Origin of the sequence: Arthrobacter sp. B6 (genome assembly GCF_001663775.1) — a bacterium.
In the GTDB taxonomy this organism is placed as follows: Bacteria; Actinomycetota; Actinomycetes; order Actinomycetales; family Micrococcaceae; genus Arthrobacter.
Window position 1 is genome coordinate 3,145,155 of record NZ_KV467168.1, and the last position, 16,098, is coordinate 3,161,252.

Below are 16,098 nucleotides of genomic sequence, written 5' to 3' on the forward strand. Positions count from 1 at the left end.
GACATCAGGATACGCCGCCCTTCCACGTATCCTCCAGAGCCGTTACCACATAGAGACCGATGCTTTCGGGCGCGCCGGAATAAGCGCGTTCTCAGGCGAAGCTGTCCTCCTTGGCCCGGGAGGGTGCCGGTTCCTGAGCTGCCGGCGCAGCAGCGGTAACGTGGCCGGCCGGAGTGAAACGGCTGCCCAGCTCCCCGAAGGCGTAGGCGCTTTCAGCGTGCTCGGCGAGGTCCACGCCCACGGTCTCGGCCTCATGGCTTACCCGGAAACCTATGGTCTTGTTGATCGCCCGTCCAATGACCAGCGTCATGCCGCCGGAGAGGAACAGGGTAACGACCACGGCGGCCGCCTGGGCAATCAGCTGCTGGACGCCGCCGCCGTGGAACAGGCCCCCGCCTACGCCGTCCACGGGAAGAGCGATAAAGCCAAGGGCCAGCGTGCCGATCAGGCCGGCGCCCAGGTGGACACCCACCACGTCGAGGGAGTCGTCCATTCCAAAGCGGTACTTCAGGTCCACAAACCAGCAGCAGGCAGCCCCGGCTACCAGGCCCAGACCGACGGCTGCCACCGGGCTGATGTTGGCGCACGACGGTGTGATGGCCACGAGGCCGGCCACGACGCCGGAGGCAGCGCCGAGGGATGTGGGGTGGCCGTGCCGGATCTTCTCGATGACCAGCCAGCCCAGCATGGCCGCGGCGGGGGTGACCAGGGTGTTGACCCAGATGAGGCCAGCCTGCTCCGCCGTCGTCGCGGCGCCGCCGTTGAAGCCGAACCATCCGAACCACAGGATGGCCGCACCCAGCATGATGAAGGGGACATTGTGCGGGCGGTGGTTTGGATCCTTGGCGAAGCCGTGCCGTTGGCCCACGATCAGGGCAAGGACCAAGGCAGCCGTGCCGGAGCTGATCTCCACCACTGCGCCGCCGGCGAAGTCGATGACCTGGCCAAAGACCGCGGTCAGGGCGCCGCCCGGGCTCAGGAGTCCGCCGCCCCAGATCATGTAGGCCAGCGGGCAGTAAACGAGCGTGACCCACACCGGAACAAACACGGCCCAGGCGCTGAACCGGGCCCGGTCGGCTATGGCGCCGCTGATCAGGGCCACGGTGATGATGGCGAAGGTGGCGCTGTAGCCGGCTTTGATGAGGTCCGGCGAACCCATGAGGTTCTCCAGGCCGAAATTGGCAATCGGGTTGCCGAAGAGGCCCAGGATGCCCTCGCCGGTGGTCATGGAGTAGCCCCACAGGACCCAAATGACACCAACGGTGCCGGCGGAGATGAAGCTCATCAGGATCATGTTCAGGGCTGCCTTCGCCCGCGTCATGCCGCCGTAGAAGAGGCCGAGCCCCGGGGTCATGAACAGTACCATCGCCGCTGAAAACATCAGCCAGACGTGTTGAGCGGTGATTTCCACCTGCGGTCCCTTCGCGTTAAGCCTGCAATACGGGACTCTCCAGTTGGGCCCTCGCATTCCCCCTGGCCAATATTTGCCGCGGTGTGTTTCCGTTTGCGCTTCGCCACGTTGCAGGGACGTTACGCAGATGATGCCCAGATGAAGATCGCGTCACCATCTTGTTTCCGGGATGTAAACGGAACCTGTGGGACGGTGCCGGCGGCGGTTGCCCCGCGCCCGGGATGCCAGCAACGGCAGGCACCGTCGTGCACCCGTGGTGAGGAGCCGCCGTCGGACGTTCCAATCGGCAAGGTTTCACGCAAATGAACGGCGGCTCACCGGCCCCGGGAGTCACGTACGGTGCACGCGGCGATGGGGGACTATTTCCGCTCCTGGCCTGTGCCGTTCCCCAGCCGGGCCGGCAGCGTGCGCCGGAGGCTAGAAGGTCCGGGCGTTGGCCAGGACAGGCAGTTTGCCGCGTACTTCGGCAACCGTGGACGGGTCAATGTCGACGAGGGCGAGTTCCGGCTCGCCGCCCAAGGCCACCAGCTCTGACCCCAGCGGGGAGACGACGGCGCTGTGGCCGATGCCCGTGGGTGCGCTGCCCGTGGTGGGCAGGCCGATGCTTGCCGGATCACCCTGCCCGCATGCCACCACGAACGTGGTGCTGTCCAAAGCGCGTGCCCGGACCAGCAGGTCCCACTGCTCTGCCTTGCCCTCGCCGGCACCCCAGGAGGCGCAGATGATGTTTACCTGGGCTCCTGCCTTGGCGTTTGCGGCGAAGAGGGCCGGGAAGCGGACGTCGTAGCAGGTGGCCAGGCCGAAGATGGTGCCGTTCACCTCGAAGGTTACGGGGGCTGTTCCCGCGTCCACCGTGTCGGATTCGGCGAAGCCGAACGCGTCAAAGAGGTGGATCTTATCGTAGGAGGTTTCCACGCCGGGCCCGGTGACCAGCAGGGTGTTGCGGACGCGCCCGTCCTTGCCGGGGGTGAACATGCCGGCCACCACTGTGATGCCCAGTTCTTTGGCGATGCTCCGGACGCTTCCGGCCCAGGCGCCGTCGACAGGTTCGGCGATATCCGTCAGCCGGTGGCCGAAGGCGCGCATGGCAGCCTCCGGGAACACGACGAGTTCCGCCCCGGCAGCCTTCGCCCGGGTGGCGTATTCCCGGATCAGTTCCAGGTTGGCGGCCGGATCGGCGCCGGTGATGATTTGGGCCACTGCTAAACGCATGAAATTACTCCGTTCCGTTGTCCCAATCTATGCGACAAACGTCCGGAACGGCGGCGTCCGGTAGGGGAAAAGGCTGGAGTTTTTGTCCACATCGGGCGACTTCCGGGGCGTTTTGGGCGCTGTAAGTCGACAAAAACTCTATCGGCTGATCGGGGGCCGTTCCCTGTAGCATTTTGACCATGCCCACTGCGCTCGATATGGCAGGTCCCATTCTGGAAATGCTGACCTGGTTGTGCCTGCCTGCCGGGCTGATGCTCCTGGTCTACGCCGGGATCCTGCGGCGCTTCGTGAATCCCTGGGTGGTGGCCGAAGGCGTGGTCTATAAGGATGCCAGCGGGACGGGCTTCCGGTGGTTTGACCACAAATACCGGATCCACCACGCGCCCATGTCGCCGCACGACATCAAGGGCATGGCGGTGGGGGACACTCTTCCCATTTATTACCACCCCAAACGCCCCACCCAATGGCAGACCGCGGTGCCGGAAGCGGCCGGGAGGACTGCGGTTGTGGTGGGGCGGCTGCTCACCGGCGTCGGCACGGTCGCGCTCATTGCCGGATTCTTCCTGCCCATGTTCTGACCCCTGGCCGGGCCCGACTAGCCGGCGAGAACCACCAGGATGCCCAGGGCGCCCAACGCAACCGCTGCGGACGCGGTCCACAGAACGGCCGACGTGTCGGCGTCGACCGTTTCGTGCGTGATCCCTGCGGTGCTGGTGCTGTAGCGCCGGCGCTGCGTGAAGTAGATAACGCCGGCAGCGGTTGTCGAAACGGCAAAAAGCAGCAGGATGGGGAGGCCGTGGTGGGGAAGCCAGCGCAGGAAAATAGCGCTGACCGTCACCAGGGCCATCATGGTCCGGCCCCACGCCAGCGAGGTTCGCTCGGGCTGGAGGCCCGGGTCCTCGTGGCCGCGGGCTGCCTCCCTGCTGCGGGCCACGGGTCAGCGCCAGAGGATAAAGACGAGGACGACGGCGGCAGCCAGGGCCCCTGCGCCCGCCAGCAGCGGCACGATAAGCGGCAGCGGAAGCGGGGTTTTGTTGCGCATGCTCCGCTCCACCCGGATCCAACGCACCGCTGCACCGGCGCTCAGCAGCATGCCAAGAAGGAGCAACAGGACTGCCAGGCCCTTGCGGACCGGCTCGAGGAACAGGTCTGCGGTGAACGCCTCGATGGCGATCCCCCCGGCGAGGAGCGCCAGTGACGTCCTGATCCAGGCAAGGAACGTGCGTTCGTTGGCCAGCGTGAAGCGGGGATCCGGCTCGGTGCCGCCCGGAAGCAGGCGTTCGGCGATTTTTCCCCGGCGCGGCGGGGCGGGATCGCCGGACGGCGGCTGGTTCGTGGACACGGGGACAGTTTAGCCGTTGGCCTGGGCCGGGTCCCGCCGCCCGGCCCGTGTGGCGGGCGTCGGTGAGTCGCCGGGAGGGAAGCCGAGGTGGCGCGCCGCCGTCGGACGTTTGGCTGCCCGGCCGTGTCAGGCGGCCCTGTCCAGCACCGCCTTGGACGCCAGATGCTCGCCGATGGGCAGTGCCGCAGTGGCAGCGGGGGAGGGCGCGTTCAGCACGTGGATCATCCGGTCCGTCTCGGCCAGGAGGAAATCGTGGATCATGGTTCCATCCCGGCGGACGGCCTGGGCGCGGATGCCTGCCGCATACGGAAGGAGGTCCGCCGTGGTCAGGCCCGGGGCGTACTTCTGGCATTCCTTCAGGTAACTGCCCTTGAACAGCGAGTTCCGTACCTCGCTGACAGCCGTCGCGGCGTGTGCCCGGGCAACGCGCCACAGGCCGGGAAACCGCACATACCGCGCGACGTCCCGGACGTTCACCGAAAACTTCGGGTAGCCCTCGCGTGAGAGCCCCAGCACTGCATTGGGCCCCACGGTGACAGCACCCGCAACGGTAGGGGTGAGGTGGACGCCCAGGAAAGGGAGGGCAGGGTCGGGGACGGGATAGATCAGGTGCCGGACATAGCCTGACTTCTCCGCGGGGAGCACAAAATACTCGCCCCGGAAGGGAATGATCTGGACGTCGATGTCCAGCCCGGCCAGTTCCGCCAGCCGGTCCGACTGCAGGCCGGCGCACACCACCAGCCGGCCGCAGCTGTACCTCTCCGCCGCCGTGCCCACCTCCACCCGGTCCGGGCCCTCCGCAATGGCTGAGACCCGGGCACCCGTGATGACCTGCGCACCCGCCGCCGCCACCAGCCCGGCCAGTTTCCGGGACACTGCTGTGTAGTCCACGATGCCGGTGCTCGGGATGAACAGGGCACCCAGCCCGGCGACGTTGGGCTCGCGGCGCCGGAGCCCGGCCTGGTCAATGCGCTCGCAGGCCAGGCCGTGGACGGCCGCCCGCTCTTCAAGGGCCGCCAGCCGCTCGAATTCCAGTTCGGTGGTGGCCACGAGGAGCTTTCCCGGTTCCTGGTAGGGGATTCCGTGATCGCGGCAGAACTCTTTGGTCTGCTGGGCTCCCGCTTTGCTGAAGCGGGCTTTCAGGCTGTCCGGGGCGTAGTAGATGCCCGAGTGGATCACGCCGCTGTTGTGGCCGGTCTGGTGCGACGCCAACGTGTCCGCGGCCTCCAGCAGGACCAGGGACGCGCCGGGATCCTTCAGCAGGAGCTGGTAGGCCGTGGCGAGCCCCACGATGCCGCCGCCTACAACGCAGTAATCGGTGTGCTTCATGAGTGAGATTCTCCAGTACGACGGCGGCTGCGGCCAGAAAGGCTCAGCCCGCGTTCCTGGGCGCAAACATGATCACGGCGACGCCCACCAGGCAGATGACGGAGCCCGTTATGTCCCACCGGTCGGGCCGGAAGCCATCAAAGATCATTCCCCAGGCAAGTGAACCCGCCACAAACACCCCGCCATAGGCCGCAAGGATCCGGCCGAAATGCGCATCGGGCTGCAGCGTGGCCACGAAGCCGTAGAGGCCCAGGGCAATGACACCCAGCCCGGCCCACCACCAGTCCTTGCCCTCACGGACGGATTGCCACACCAGCCATGCGCCGCCGATCTCAGCCGCCGCAGCCAGGACGAAGAGCGCTGTGATCTTTGCGATTGGCACTGTTTCAGTAGGAATAGTCACAGGCTCATCATGCCAGCGGGAATGCGGGCAGCCGCGAGCCGGTTGGGCCATACATGCTGCGCATCGGATTCCTTTCTTTTGGCCACTGGGGCCCAGGCCAGGGCTCACGGACCCGAACCGCGGGCGAGGCCCTGCTCCAGGGCATTGAGCTGGCGGTCGCGGCGGAGGAACTCGGAATCGACGGGGCGTTCTTCCGGGTGCACCACTTTGCCCGGCAGCAGGCGTCCCCCTTCCCGCTCCTGGCTGCCATTGCGGCGCGGACCAGCCGGATAGAGATGGGCACCGGGGTGATTGACATGCGCTACGAGAACCCGCTCTACATGGCAGAGGAAGCCGCGGCCACGGACCTGATCAGCGGCGGCCGGCTGCAGCTGGGCATCAGCCGCGGCTCACCCGAGCCGGCCCGCAACGGGGCTGCGGCGTTCGGCCATGTTCCGGACGCGGGGGAATCGGACGCCGACATGGCCCGCCGCCACACGGAGCTGTTCCGCCAGGCCATCAGCGGAGCCGGAGTGGCTGAGGCGGACCCGCGCTACGCCGGCGGAACCAGGGGAATGCTGCCCATCCAGCCGCAAGCCCCCGGCCTGTCTGAACGAATCTGGTGGGGAGCCGGAAGCCGGAAGACCGCCGTCTGGGCCGCGGGCCTGGGGATGAACCTGATGAGCTCCACGCTGCTCACCGAAGACACCGGCGTCCCCTTCGACCGGCTGCAGGCGGAACAGATCCAGCTCTTCCGCGAGGCGTGGGCTGCCGCAGGACACAGCCACCAGCCGCGCGTGTCGGTCAGCCGGAGCATCCTGCCGATCGTGGACGAGGAGGACAACAGGTACTTCGCAGGCAGCGCACTGCGCGACAGCCGGGATCAGGTGGGCGTGATCGACGGCCTGACAGCACGGTTTGGAAAGACGTACGCGGGCGCTCCGGATGTGCTTGCCGAACAGTTGGCGGCTGACGCCGCCGTCCAGGCCGCGGACACCCTGCTGGTGACCGTGCCCAACCAGCTGGGCGTGGACTTCAACGCCAAAATGCTCGGCAACATCGCCCGGTATATCGCGCCCGCCGTCGGATGGAGACCCTCCGGCCCCTGAACCGGCCCAGCCTCCGCTGGGTGATCTGCACGGAAGGGAATATCCTGAGAGCGTGCGGGCAAATGCGGCCCGGATATCGTGACGGCCCAGAGAGGCTCCCCATGTCTGAAAAGCTCCATCTGTCTCCGGAAGACGAGTTCCCGGAAGATTTGTCGGCCGTGTCGAACCAGGACCTGCAGGTCCTGGACAGCCAGGTCCAGCGCCAGCTGGATTACGAGTACGTGGCTGAAGGGGAACCCAATCCCGAGACCGAATTCCGGCACCACGACCTGGACGATGAATTCCAGGAACGCGACACCCGCTGACAGGCAGCCCCCTGCAGTCGCCCGCCCGTCCCGGTGGCTTGGAGTGGCATTTAGTCAGCATCCTTACTATTATTTGTTCAAGGAACCATCCTCGGACGGGAGCCGTTATTCTTGTAGCGGCTTGGGGGCTTAGCGTCCATCATCAAAGCGTGACTGCGGAACGGTCATGTGACGGGAGAGAGAAATATGGCTCGCGCCGCTTTAGGCTTAACCGCATGATCCGGCTTCGTCAGCTGGCCCAGGCGGCCTCTGTGTTGACCACCCCCTTGGCGCCCGAAGATATCCTGGCGCTCTTCAACCCTGTCTTCTCGGCGCGTCAACTCCGCGGAGTGGTGACCCGAGTGGTGCAGGAGACAGCCCAGTCGGCCACCATCTTCTTCCGCCCCGGCCGCGGCTGGCACTCGCACCTTGCCGGCCAGTGGGCCCGCATCGGAGTCGAGTTGGACGGTGTCCGCCACTGGCGCTCCTATTCCCTGAGCGCACCCGCCGGCAAGGACCCGGCCATCACCGTCACAGACGTCGGGGCCGTTTCCGGAACCCTTGTCCGCACCACCAGGCCGGGCGACGTTCTGTTCCTGGCCCCACCGCAGGGCGACTTTGTCCTGCCGGAGCACCCCCGGCCGCTCCTGATGGTCACCGCCGGAAGCGGCATCACCCCGGTGATGTCCATGATCCGTACGCTGGTACCCCGGCGCCGGGATGCCGACGTCGTCCTCATCCACTCTGCCCGCACGCCCTCCGACAGCCTGTTCCGCGAGGAACTTGCGGAACTCGCTGACCAGTTCCCCAACTTCCGGTTGGCCCACTGGTTCACCGGGCAGCAGGGCCGGATGAACTTCACCACCACCGCGGAACTGGACGACCTCTGCCCGGACTGGAAGGAACGTGCCGCCTACGCCTGCGGCCCGGACAGCTTCCTGGACGACGCCGAGGCGCTCTGGAAACAAGCCGCCCTCACCGCCGGAGCCCCCGGCACCGATGTTGCGGTTGCCGGCGATCCCGGCAACCTCATGATCGAACGCTTCAACACCAGCTTCGCCGGCGGTGTGGGACACGACGGCGGCCTGGTCACCTTTGAAGCATCTGACCGGGAAGTGGTCGCCGACGGCGACACGCCCCTCCTGGATGTGGGCGAGGACGCCGGGGTGCTCATGCCAAGCGGCTGCCGGATGGGAATCTGCCACAGCTGCCTGACCCCGCTCCTGGCCGGACAGGTCCGTGACCTCCGCACCAACGAGGTCCACGGCGAGCCCGGCCAACTGATCCAAACGTGTGTCTCGGCAGCCGCCGGACCCGTCAACCTCGAAATCTGAGGAGCATCACCGAATGTCAGTAGTTTCAGAAAGCAAAACCGCCGCCCCGACCGGAGCGGCAAGGACGCGCCCCGGAGCGCTGGCGGAATCCGGCAGCCCATCGGTCCGCCCGCCCGCCGCAGCGCACCTTACCGACGAACAGGTAGCCGAGCTGGGCCGCGAACTCGACGCCATCCGCGACGAGATCCTCGCAAAGCGCGGAGCCTCCGACGCCGCGTACATCCGGCGCATGATCAAGATCCAGCGCGGGCTGGAGATCTCCGGCCGCGCGGCACTGATGGTCAGCAAAAACAAGGCGGCCTGGGTCACCGGCACCACGCTGCTGAGCCTGGCCAAAATCCTGGAAAACATGGAACTGGGCCACAACATCCTGCATGGCCAGTGGGACTGGATGCGGGACCCGGACATCCACTCCACCACGTGGGAATGGGACTTCGTCACCCCCTCGCGCTCCTGGCAGCACACCCACAACGACCTGCACCACCGCTGGACCAACGTGTTGGGCAAGGACAACGACGTCGGATACAACCTCCTGCGCATGGACGAGAACCAGCCGTGGAAGCCAATCAACCTGGCCAACCCGCTGTTCAACGCCATCCTGGCGCCCATCTTCGAGTGGGGCATCGCCATCTACGACCTCGAGCTGACCGAGTACAAGGAAGGCACGAAGTCCAAGGAAGCGCTGAACAAGGACCTCAAGGCCCTGGGCCGCAAGGTAATCACCCAGTTCACCAAGGACTACGCTGCCACTCCCGCCGTCGCCATGCTCACCGGCTCCGGCAGGCAGGCCCTCTACGGCACCCTGGCGGCCAACGCCGTACGCAACGTCTGGGCGCACGCCGTCATCTTCTGCGGCCACTTCCCTGAAGGCACCGACACCTTCACCGAGGAAATGGTGGAAGGCGAAACGCGCGGCGACTGGTACGTCCGCCAGATGATCGGCTCTGCCAACATCTCCGGTTCCAAGTTCATGCACCTGATGACCGGCAACCTCTCGCACCAGATCGAGCACCACCTCTTCCCGGACCTGCCCTCCAACCGGTACGCGGAGGTGGCCCCGCGGGTCCGCGAGATCTGCCAGCGCTACGGCCTGAAGTACACCACCGGACCCCTGCTGAAGCAGGTGGGATCGTCCTGGGCGAAGGTCTTCAAGCTGGCCCTGCCGCCCAGGGCTGCCAGGGCCTGATCCAGGCAGTATTTGCAGGAAACGGCGGAGGGGCCAGGCACGGTGCCTGGCCCCTCCGCCGTTCTGTTTCGGCCGGCCCCTACTTCTTGAGGAACGCGAGCAGGGCGTCGTTCACTTCCGCGGCGTGAGTCCACAGCAGGCCGTGCGGGGCGCCTTCGATCTCCACGTAGTCAGCGCTGGGCAGGGCTTTGGCAAAGAGGCGCCCTGTGGAGTCGATGGGGAGGATGTTGTCCGCCGTGCCGTGGACAATGAGCGCGGGGACGTCGATCCTGGGGATGTCGGCGCGGAAATCCGTGAGCCACGTGGGCTGTGCCGCTACGGAGGCAGTGGCTCCCGCTCCTGCCGCCAGGCTCCAGCTGGCATTCACGGCTTCCTGGCTCAGACGCGGTGTGCCCAGGAACGTGTCGGTGTTGTAGAAGTTCTTGAAGAATTCCGTAAAGAACGCGTACCGGTCCGCCGTGACCGCCTTCGTGAGTCCGTCGAAGACCTCCTGCGGAACGCCGTCGGGGTTGTCATCCGTCTTCAGGAGGAACGGCTCCAGGGATCCCAGGAACGCCGCCCTGGCCACGCGGGCCGAACCGTAGGTGCTGAGGTACCGGGCAATTTCGCCGGTGCCCATGGAAAAGCCCACCAGCACAGTGTCGTTGAGGTCAAGAGCAGTCAGAAGGGCATCGAGGTCGGCGGCGAAAGTGCCGTAGTCATAGCCGCCAGTGGTTTTGCTGGACTTGCCGAAACCGCGGCGGTCGTAGGTAATGACGCGGTACCCGGCGTCCAGGAGTGCGGCAGCCTGCTTTTCCCAGGAGGAACCGTCCAACGGGTAGCCATGGATCAGGACGACCGGCTGGCCGCTCCCGTGGTCTTCGTAGTAGAGCTCAATGTTGGTGCTGTTCTCGGTTCCAACGGTGACGTATGCCATTCTCGGCGGTCCTTTCGAGGCTGCGGAATCGGTTCCCGGGCGCAAGAAAAGTCCGCGCCCGGCGTTCCCTACTCTAAGGAACGCCGGGCGCGGCACCAAGGATCTGGCTAGGGGGACGGCTGGGGCAGCTCACACTCAATCTGCGGGTTGGCCCCCATGTAATTCAGCGGACCCGCGACGATGGTCACCGCCACCGTGCCGATCTCCGCGCAGGACGCGGCAGTTCCACCGAAGTAGCCGCGCTGCCAGGCGGCGATTCCCCCGATAATCAGCCAGATGACAATCAGTGCTCCGAGAAACTTCATGGTGTCCTCCAATGGCCGCGGCCGCCCGTGTGTTCAATTATGCGCCGCTAACCGGAATCCACACAGGACGCTCACTCACTTCCTGCAGGAAAACCCGGAGTGAAGGGCTTCGCCGGATATGTGCTGCGCCTGTGAAAGGGTGGGTTCATGGCGGATGGGGTCATGACGGAGAAAAGGACACGGCTGCTGACAGTGGGCCACGGAACGGCGGGCAAGGCTGAGTTCACGGAACTGCTGTCTGCCGGAGGCGTAGAGGCCTTGGTTGACGTCCGCATTGCCCCAGGAAGCCGCAAGTTTCCGCACTTCGGCAAGGACCAGCTCGCAGAGTGGCTGCCCGCGGCGGGGGTCAGGTACCGCTGGGAAAAGCGGTTGGGCGGATTTAGGAAACTACCGCCCGATTCGCCGGACGTGGCGCTGCGCAACGACTCATTCCGTGCCTACGCGGCCTACATGAGGTCGTCGGAATTCCTGGACGCCCTCGATGGGCTGATCACGCAGGCTGCGGGGATGTCAGTGGCGGTCATGTGCAGCGAGACCGTGTGGTGGCGGTGCCATCGGCGGCTCATTTCCGACCATGCTGTGCTGCTTGACGGCGTGGACGTGCAGCATTTGATGCCCGGCGGGAAGCTGACGCCGCACCAGCCGACGTCGGGCGTGCGGGTTGACGGGCAGGAGCTCGTCTACGACCAGGTGTAGCGCCACGGCGCCGAATTCGCCGGAGAACGTCCTGGTCGCCGGAGGGCTCCGGGCGAACCGGCAGCGCTCCGGCGAATTCGGACAGGCTGGTCACCGCGGGCAGGACGGTCAACGTCCGACGCCGGCCTGCCGCCGTCGGGACGCTATCCGTCATAGTGCGTGCGCGCCGGCCCCTGTCCCAGGGAGTTGACTACCGCCGCAGCGACGTCGTGAAGCTTGGAATTGCGGGTGCTGGAGGCGGTCCTGAGGATCTCGAAGGCATCCTGCTGGCTGCAGCGGTTCTGCGCCATGATGATGCCCACTGCCATGTCGATGACCGTGCGGGACTCCAGCGTTGCTCGAAGGTTCGCTGCCGACTCGCTGTAATGCGCGAACCGGACGGCGAGGCGGAGGGCGAGGGATGTCTGGCTGACAAAATCCGTGGCGAATTCGAGGACACGGCCGTCGAACCGGTTGGGCCGCCGTGAGTACAACAGCAGGGCGGCTTTGGTGTCCCCATCGAGGTCGAACGGCAGCGCAAGCACCGAACGGACCCCTTGCCCCAAGACGGCCGCAGAGTACTGGGGCCAGCGGTCATCGCCGGCGACGTCAGGGATGTGGATGGCGGTCTGCTCCAGTGACGCTGCCATGCCGGGACTGTCGCCGCATTGGTACTCGATCTGGCCGATGGCCTGGGCATCCGGCCCGCTGCTTGCCACCGTGGCAGCCTTGCGGTGCCGCAGCAGCGTAATGCTGCAGAGGACCTCGTCGTCGAGATCCGAGAGGCCGCGCACGGACACACGGGCGAGCTCGTTAAGGAAGTCTTCAACATCGGAGCTGTTGAGGACCAGTTCATGCAGGTGCTCGGTGATGGATGTATCGGTTTTTGCTGTTGACTCGCTGGCCACGATTCTTGGTGCCATTCGCTCAGGTCAAAACGAGCCGGCAACGTCCCGCCAATCCGCAAAGGGAGCCTGGCGTTAAGGGTCGCTGGATCGACGAACTTTCCAACGGCCTGCTGCTAAACCGATATCCAGAAGTATATACAGCCCTGGCCTGTGGGAACGTCACCGTCGGGGTTGGCACGGCGCGGTTGCGCACTACTTGGTTTTGTGCCGTGGTGTGGCCGAACGAATCCTTAAGGCGGCCGATAGGCTTGAATGTACAAGAAATTTGCGCAGCCCCTCACCGCCCGGCGATCCCAGCCATTCCCGCCCAGTACGCCGTCCGGCTGAAGCAAAACTGAGTACCCGGCCTGCAATCCAAGCAGTGGGCAACGGGGACCCGCAACAAAAACCAGTACCGCTACGCGTTGTTCACGCATTCAGTGCCGGGAAGTATGGGCGTCATCGATCAGCCGGAAGCAAGTTCCCTTAGTGGTTCCCGATGGCTGTGCGTCTCACCATCAGTTTTACCCCCAGCCAAAGGAGTCTCACTCATGCGCAAAATGACGAAGAAGAATAAGGTCCTGGCCGCCGCCGGAGCACTGGCCCTCGTAGCAGGCGGCGGCGGCGCTGCCATCGCCTACTGGACCACCACGGGTTCCGGCAGCGGCAGTGCCACCAACTCAGCCGGCAACGGCACGGTCACCCTGCACGCAACGTTCGAAGGCGGCCTTGCCCCCGGAAACAGCACCCCGGTTGCCTACACCGCTGACAACACCACGACCAGCAGCACGCGGGTGGGCGCATTGTCCGCCAGCGTGGCCACCAGCGTCGCCGAGTGCCTTCCCGCCTGGTTCGACGTCACGGCCGTTACCAGCGACTCCCTGGTGGCAGCCGGCGCGACCGGCACGTCTGTGGGCAGCGGAACACTGACGTTCAATGACAGTGACACTGTGAACCAGGATGCCTGCAAGGGCGCAGTGGTCACGGTCAACGTCAGCAGCCTCTAACAAGCTTCGCCGGCGGGGGAGGAGCAGAACCTCTCCTGCCGGCGAATTCCACCTCTCCTGTTACTGTCAGACCTGAAGGGCTAGACGTGCAGAACGAATCTGGGTACTTCCGCACAGCGATGCGAAGAACCACCACGGCAGTGAAAGTGCTGCTGGTGGGGCTTTTGGTCATGCTCGTTTCAGCGGGCACCATCTTTGCGGCCAGCCAGGGCGGGAGCCAGGGCAACAAAACTAAGGGCGTCACCATCCAGGTGAATCCCTCCAGCCGGACGGTGGACCGGGGTGACCCGGTCAGCTATTCGGTGTCCCTGACCTCCACAAACGGGTACAGCGGCAGCGTCACCCCCACTGTTTCGGGCCTCCCGGCCAGTACGACGGCGGCCTTCTCGCCGGCGGCAGTGACGCTGAGTTCCGGGAAAGCCGCCACGGTCACGCTGACAGTGGCGACGTCGGCCACCACTCCGGTGGGCAAAGCCGACCTGACCATCGGTACAGCGGCCGGCGCGGGCCAGGCTGCCGCCGTCGTCGTCCAGCTCCATGTCCAGACCTCCAAGAAGACTTTCAGCATTTCCGGGAACCTTGACGCCCCGCTCACCCCTGGAGCCACGATTCCGCTGAATCTTTCCATCTCCAACCCCAACAACAAGGGCCTGGCACTGTCCAGCCTGTCGGTCTCCATTTCCGGCATCACCCGGACCCAGGCTGCCGTTGCCGCGGCACTTCCCTGTACCTCGGCGGACTACGTGGTGACAAATTACAGCGGACCGTATCCGCTCACGGTTCCTGTGGGGTCCAGCTCCCTCCAATCGCTCGGCATAGCTCCGGCACTGTGGCCCCAAATCGCCATGCTGGATACGGCACTCAACCAGGACGGCTGCAAGGGCGCCACCCTCCAGCTCGCATACTCCGGAGCAGGGGAGGGGAACTGACATGACACGCACACCGAGGAAAACTTCCCGACGGCTGGCTGCCAGGACTGCGGCGGCAACCGTTGCCCTGTGCATCGCGACAGGCGCCGGCGGGGCATACGCCTACTGGGCCACGGCGGGCGCCGGGTCCGGTTCGGCCACCAACGGCACCATGGAAACCGTGACCGTTGAAGCCCTTGTAGCCGGTGACGGCCCGCAGGGCACTCTCGTCCCGGGCGGCACCGCCGATGTTGCCGTCCGGGCGTTCAACCCCAACGCCTCCGCGGTCCAGGTTTACGCGATCCGTGGCAACGGCGCCGCGACGGCGGATGCCAACCATCCCGGCTGCACCACCACCGGGGTGGCCTTCGTGGATCCGGCCGCCCCGCTTGCACCAACAGTGACCATACCGGCGAACTCGTCGGTCCTGATCACGCTGCCGGGAGCCGCCGCCATGTCCATGGCCTCATCTTCCGGTTGCCAGGGTGCAACGTTCAGCCTGCCCGTCACTTTGGAGGCACGGAAATGAGCCGCTCCAGCAAGACCCCGCAGCCTGCGGAACCCAACCAGCACGTCAAATCCGGGCCGCGCAGGCACGCCCGCATCGCCGGCGCTATGGCTGCAGCCCTCGTGATGACGTGGGGCGGCCCAGCGGCCAGCGCGTTCTGGCAGACCATGAGCAGCAACGCGGGCGCTGCCAGGGCCGACTCCATCCCTGCCGTGGCAGCTCCGGCAGCGTCGGTTGCCGCCGGTGCCGCAACAGTCAGTTGGTCGCAGGGCACGACGGCGGCGGGCCGCCCGGTTACCGGCTACATCGTTGCCCGCTACACCTCGGCAACCGGCGGGACCAGGGTTGCCGCGGGGGGAGGCTGCGCAGGAACAATCACCACGCTGGCCTGCACCGAAGCGAGCCTGCCGGCCGGCACCTGGCACTACACCGTGACGCCGGTCCTCGGCGCCTGGGCCGGGATCGAATCAGGCCGCAGTGCGGGGCTCAGCGGTGATTCCACCCCGCCGGCAGCGCCAACGGTCAGTGCTCCGTCGGTCGTGAATATTGCCAACACCGCCAGTGTCCCTGTCAGCGGTACGGCCGAAGCCGGTTCCTCGGTGACAGTGACCGTAAAGGACGCAGGTGCTGCGCACACGTCGACTCAGACAGTGATTACCAACGGCTCCGGCCAGTGGACGGCCGTCAACTTCGACCTAACGACGTTCACTGACGGAGCCATTACGTACACGGCCATTGCCGCTGACGCGGCAGGCAACGCCAGTGCAGCGGGAACGGCGACGTCCTCCAAGGACACTGAGGCGCCAACGGCCTCTGTGACACTGTCCAGCCCCACGAGGAACATGGCCGGGACAGTTGAGGCTGGGGACACGCTCACCATCAAGTACTCCGCCGACATCAGCAGCACATCGATCTGCAGCGCTTGGACCAGTGGCGTGCAGACCGCGGAAATAGCCGGCAATAATGTGGTGACCGTGACGATCAGCAGTGCTAACGTTCTCAGTTTGTCCACCACCGGCGGCGCCGCATGCTCTCCGAAAATTGGTGATGTGACCCTCGGCGGCAACTACTATGCTCCCCCCGGCACCCTGACGTTCAAGGGGAACGGCAACAACGCATCCAAGATCGTCTGGGACAGGACCACGCAAACTGTGACCATCACACTTGGTACCCGCTCCGGAAACGTCAACAGTGGCGTTGGCACTTCGTCCCCCACAGTGGCGCCGCCAACCGGTGTGACCGACGTGAACGGCAACCAGGCAGTGAGCGTTCAGCCAGCGGTGAACTCGAGGTTCTAACACTC

General features: G+C 65.7%; 19 protein-coding genes. 10 read left to right on the top strand and 9 right to left on the bottom strand.

Features of this window, described 5'->3' with window-relative positions; all coding sequences use genetic code 11:
- Nucleotides 1–91: 91 nt before the first annotated feature.
- The gene (locus AU175_RS13925; RefSeq protein ID WP_197497110.1) at nucleotides 92–1,411 is read right to left on the bottom strand and encodes an ammonium transporter; all 1,320 of its coding nucleotides are present in this window, start codon (nucleotides 1,409–1,411) and stop codon (nucleotides 92–94) included.
- Between the two features lie 417 nt (nucleotides 1,412–1,828).
- A complete protein-coding gene (locus tag AU175_RS13930; protein ID WP_066289953.1) occupies nucleotides 1,829–2,623 on the bottom strand; it encodes a carbon-nitrogen hydrolase family protein in 795 nt (264 codons plus the stop codon).
- Between the two features lie 179 nt (nucleotides 2,624–2,802).
- Between AU175_RS13930 and AU175_RS13935 the strand changes: the two genes are divergently transcribed.
- A complete protein-coding gene (locus AU175_RS13935; protein WP_066289955.1) occupies nucleotides 2,803–3,201 on the top strand; it encodes a DUF3592 domain-containing protein in 399 nt (132 codons plus the stop codon).
- A gap of 17 nt (nucleotides 3,202–3,218) precedes the next feature.
- Here AU175_RS13935 and AU175_RS13940 read toward each other — a convergent pair whose 3' ends face one another.
- The 4 genes from AU175_RS13940 to AU175_RS13955 all read right to left on the bottom strand — a co-directional run bounded on the left by AU175_RS13940 (nucleotide 3,219) and on the right by AU175_RS13955 (nucleotide 5,676).
- Nucleotides 3,219–3,557, bottom strand: coding sequence for a DUF202 domain-containing protein (locus tag AU175_RS13940; protein WP_066289962.1), 339 nt, complete (start codon nucleotides 3,555–3,557; stop codon nucleotides 3,219–3,221).
- Between the two features lie 3 nt (nucleotides 3,558–3,560).
- A complete protein-coding gene (locus AU175_RS13945; RefSeq protein ID WP_066289964.1) occupies nucleotides 3,561–3,965 on the bottom strand; it encodes a YidH family protein in 405 nt (134 codons plus the stop codon).
- A gap of 126 nt (nucleotides 3,966–4,091) precedes the next feature.
- Nucleotides 4,092–5,294 (bottom strand): L-2-hydroxyglutarate oxidase, encoded by a 1,203-nt coding sequence (gene lhgO / locus AU175_RS13950; RefSeq protein WP_066289967.1) that lies wholly within the window; start codon nucleotides 5,292–5,294, stop codon nucleotides 4,092–4,094.
- Nucleotides 5,295–5,337: 43 nt separating this feature from the next.
- Nucleotides 5,338–5,676, bottom strand: coding sequence for a YnfA family protein (locus tag AU175_RS13955; protein ID WP_066291130.1), 339 nt, complete (start codon nucleotides 5,674–5,676; stop codon nucleotides 5,338–5,340).
- Between the two features lie 74 nt (nucleotides 5,677–5,750).
- Between AU175_RS13955 and AU175_RS13960 the strand changes: the two genes are divergently transcribed.
- The 4 genes from AU175_RS13960 to AU175_RS13975 all read left to right on the top strand — a co-directional run bounded on the left by AU175_RS13960 (nucleotide 5,751) and on the right by AU175_RS13975 (nucleotide 9,589).
- Complete coding sequence (locus AU175_RS13960) at nucleotides 5,751–6,785, top strand: LLM class flavin-dependent oxidoreductase (protein ID WP_066289969.1); 1,035 nt, start codon at nucleotides 5,751–5,753, stop codon at nucleotides 6,783–6,785.
- Between the two features lie 101 nt (nucleotides 6,786–6,886).
- Entirely contained in the window at nucleotides 6,887–7,090 is a 204-nt protein-coding gene (locus tag AU175_RS13965; RefSeq protein WP_066289972.1) for a hypothetical protein, read from the top strand.
- 215 nt (nucleotides 7,091–7,305) lie between these two features.
- Nucleotides 7,306–8,403, top strand: a complete 1,098-nt coding sequence (locus AU175_RS13970) for a ferredoxin reductase (protein WP_066289973.1) — start codon at nucleotides 7,306–7,308, stop codon at nucleotides 8,401–8,403.
- 13 nt (nucleotides 8,404–8,416) lie between these two features.
- Nucleotides 8,417–9,589 carry a fatty acid desaturase family protein gene (locus AU175_RS13975; protein ID WP_066289975.1) on the top strand — a complete coding sequence of 391 codons (1,173 nt, stop codon included), beginning with the start codon at nucleotides 8,417–8,419 and terminating at the stop codon, nucleotides 9,587–9,589.
- 79 nt (nucleotides 9,590–9,668) lie between these two features.
- Here the strand turns inward: AU175_RS13975 and AU175_RS13980 are convergent, their stop codons facing one another.
- Nucleotides 9,669–10,505: an alpha/beta fold hydrolase gene (locus AU175_RS13980; RefSeq protein WP_066289977.1), complete on the bottom strand. Its 837-nt coding sequence runs from the start codon at nucleotides 10,503–10,505 to the stop codon at nucleotides 9,669–9,671.
- A gap of 107 nt (nucleotides 10,506–10,612) precedes the next feature.
- Nucleotides 10,613–10,810, bottom strand: coding sequence for a hypothetical protein (locus tag AU175_RS13985; RefSeq protein ID WP_066289980.1), 198 nt, complete (start codon nucleotides 10,808–10,810; stop codon nucleotides 10,613–10,615).
- A 162-nt stretch (nucleotides 10,811–10,972) separates the two neighbouring features.
- Between AU175_RS13985 and AU175_RS13990 the strand changes: the two genes are divergently transcribed.
- The gene (locus AU175_RS13990; protein WP_197497111.1) at nucleotides 10,973–11,506 is read left to right on the top strand and encodes a DUF488 domain-containing protein; all 534 of its coding nucleotides are present in this window, start codon (nucleotides 10,973–10,975) and stop codon (nucleotides 11,504–11,506) included.
- 143 nt (nucleotides 11,507–11,649) lie between these two features.
- On the opposite strand, the gene AU175_RS13995 is transcribed toward AU175_RS13990, so the two are convergent.
- Entirely contained in the window at nucleotides 11,650–12,393 is a 744-nt protein-coding gene (locus tag AU175_RS13995) for a GAF and ANTAR domain-containing protein (RefSeq protein WP_066289987.1), read from the bottom strand.
- A gap of 530 nt (nucleotides 12,394–12,923) precedes the next feature.
- On the opposite strand from AU175_RS13995, the gene AU175_RS14000 reads away from it, so the two are divergent.
- The 4 genes from AU175_RS14000 (at nucleotide 12,924) to AU175_RS14015 (ending at nucleotide 16,093) form a co-directional block, all read left to right on the top strand.
- Nucleotides 12,924–13,379 carry a hypothetical protein gene (locus AU175_RS14000; protein ID WP_066289989.1) on the top strand — a complete coding sequence of 152 codons (456 nt, stop codon included), beginning with the start codon at nucleotides 12,924–12,926 and terminating at the stop codon, nucleotides 13,377–13,379.
- 86 nt (nucleotides 13,380–13,465) lie between these two features.
- Nucleotides 13,466–14,308, top strand: a complete 843-nt coding sequence (locus tag AU175_RS14005) for a hypothetical protein (RefSeq protein ID WP_231938571.1) — start codon at nucleotides 13,466–13,468, stop codon at nucleotides 14,306–14,308.
- A gap of 1 nt (nucleotide 14,309) precedes the next feature.
- Nucleotides 14,310–14,816, top strand: coding sequence for a hypothetical protein (locus AU175_RS14010; protein WP_066289993.1), 507 nt, complete (start codon nucleotides 14,310–14,312; stop codon nucleotides 14,814–14,816).
- Nucleotides 14,813–16,093 (top strand): hypothetical protein, encoded by a 1,281-nt coding sequence (locus AU175_RS14015; protein WP_082979163.1) that lies wholly within the window; start codon nucleotides 14,813–14,815, stop codon nucleotides 16,091–16,093. The genes AU175_RS14010 and AU175_RS14015 overlap by 4 nt, the downstream gene beginning before the upstream one ends.
- Nucleotides 16,094–16,098 lie beyond the last annotated feature (5 nt).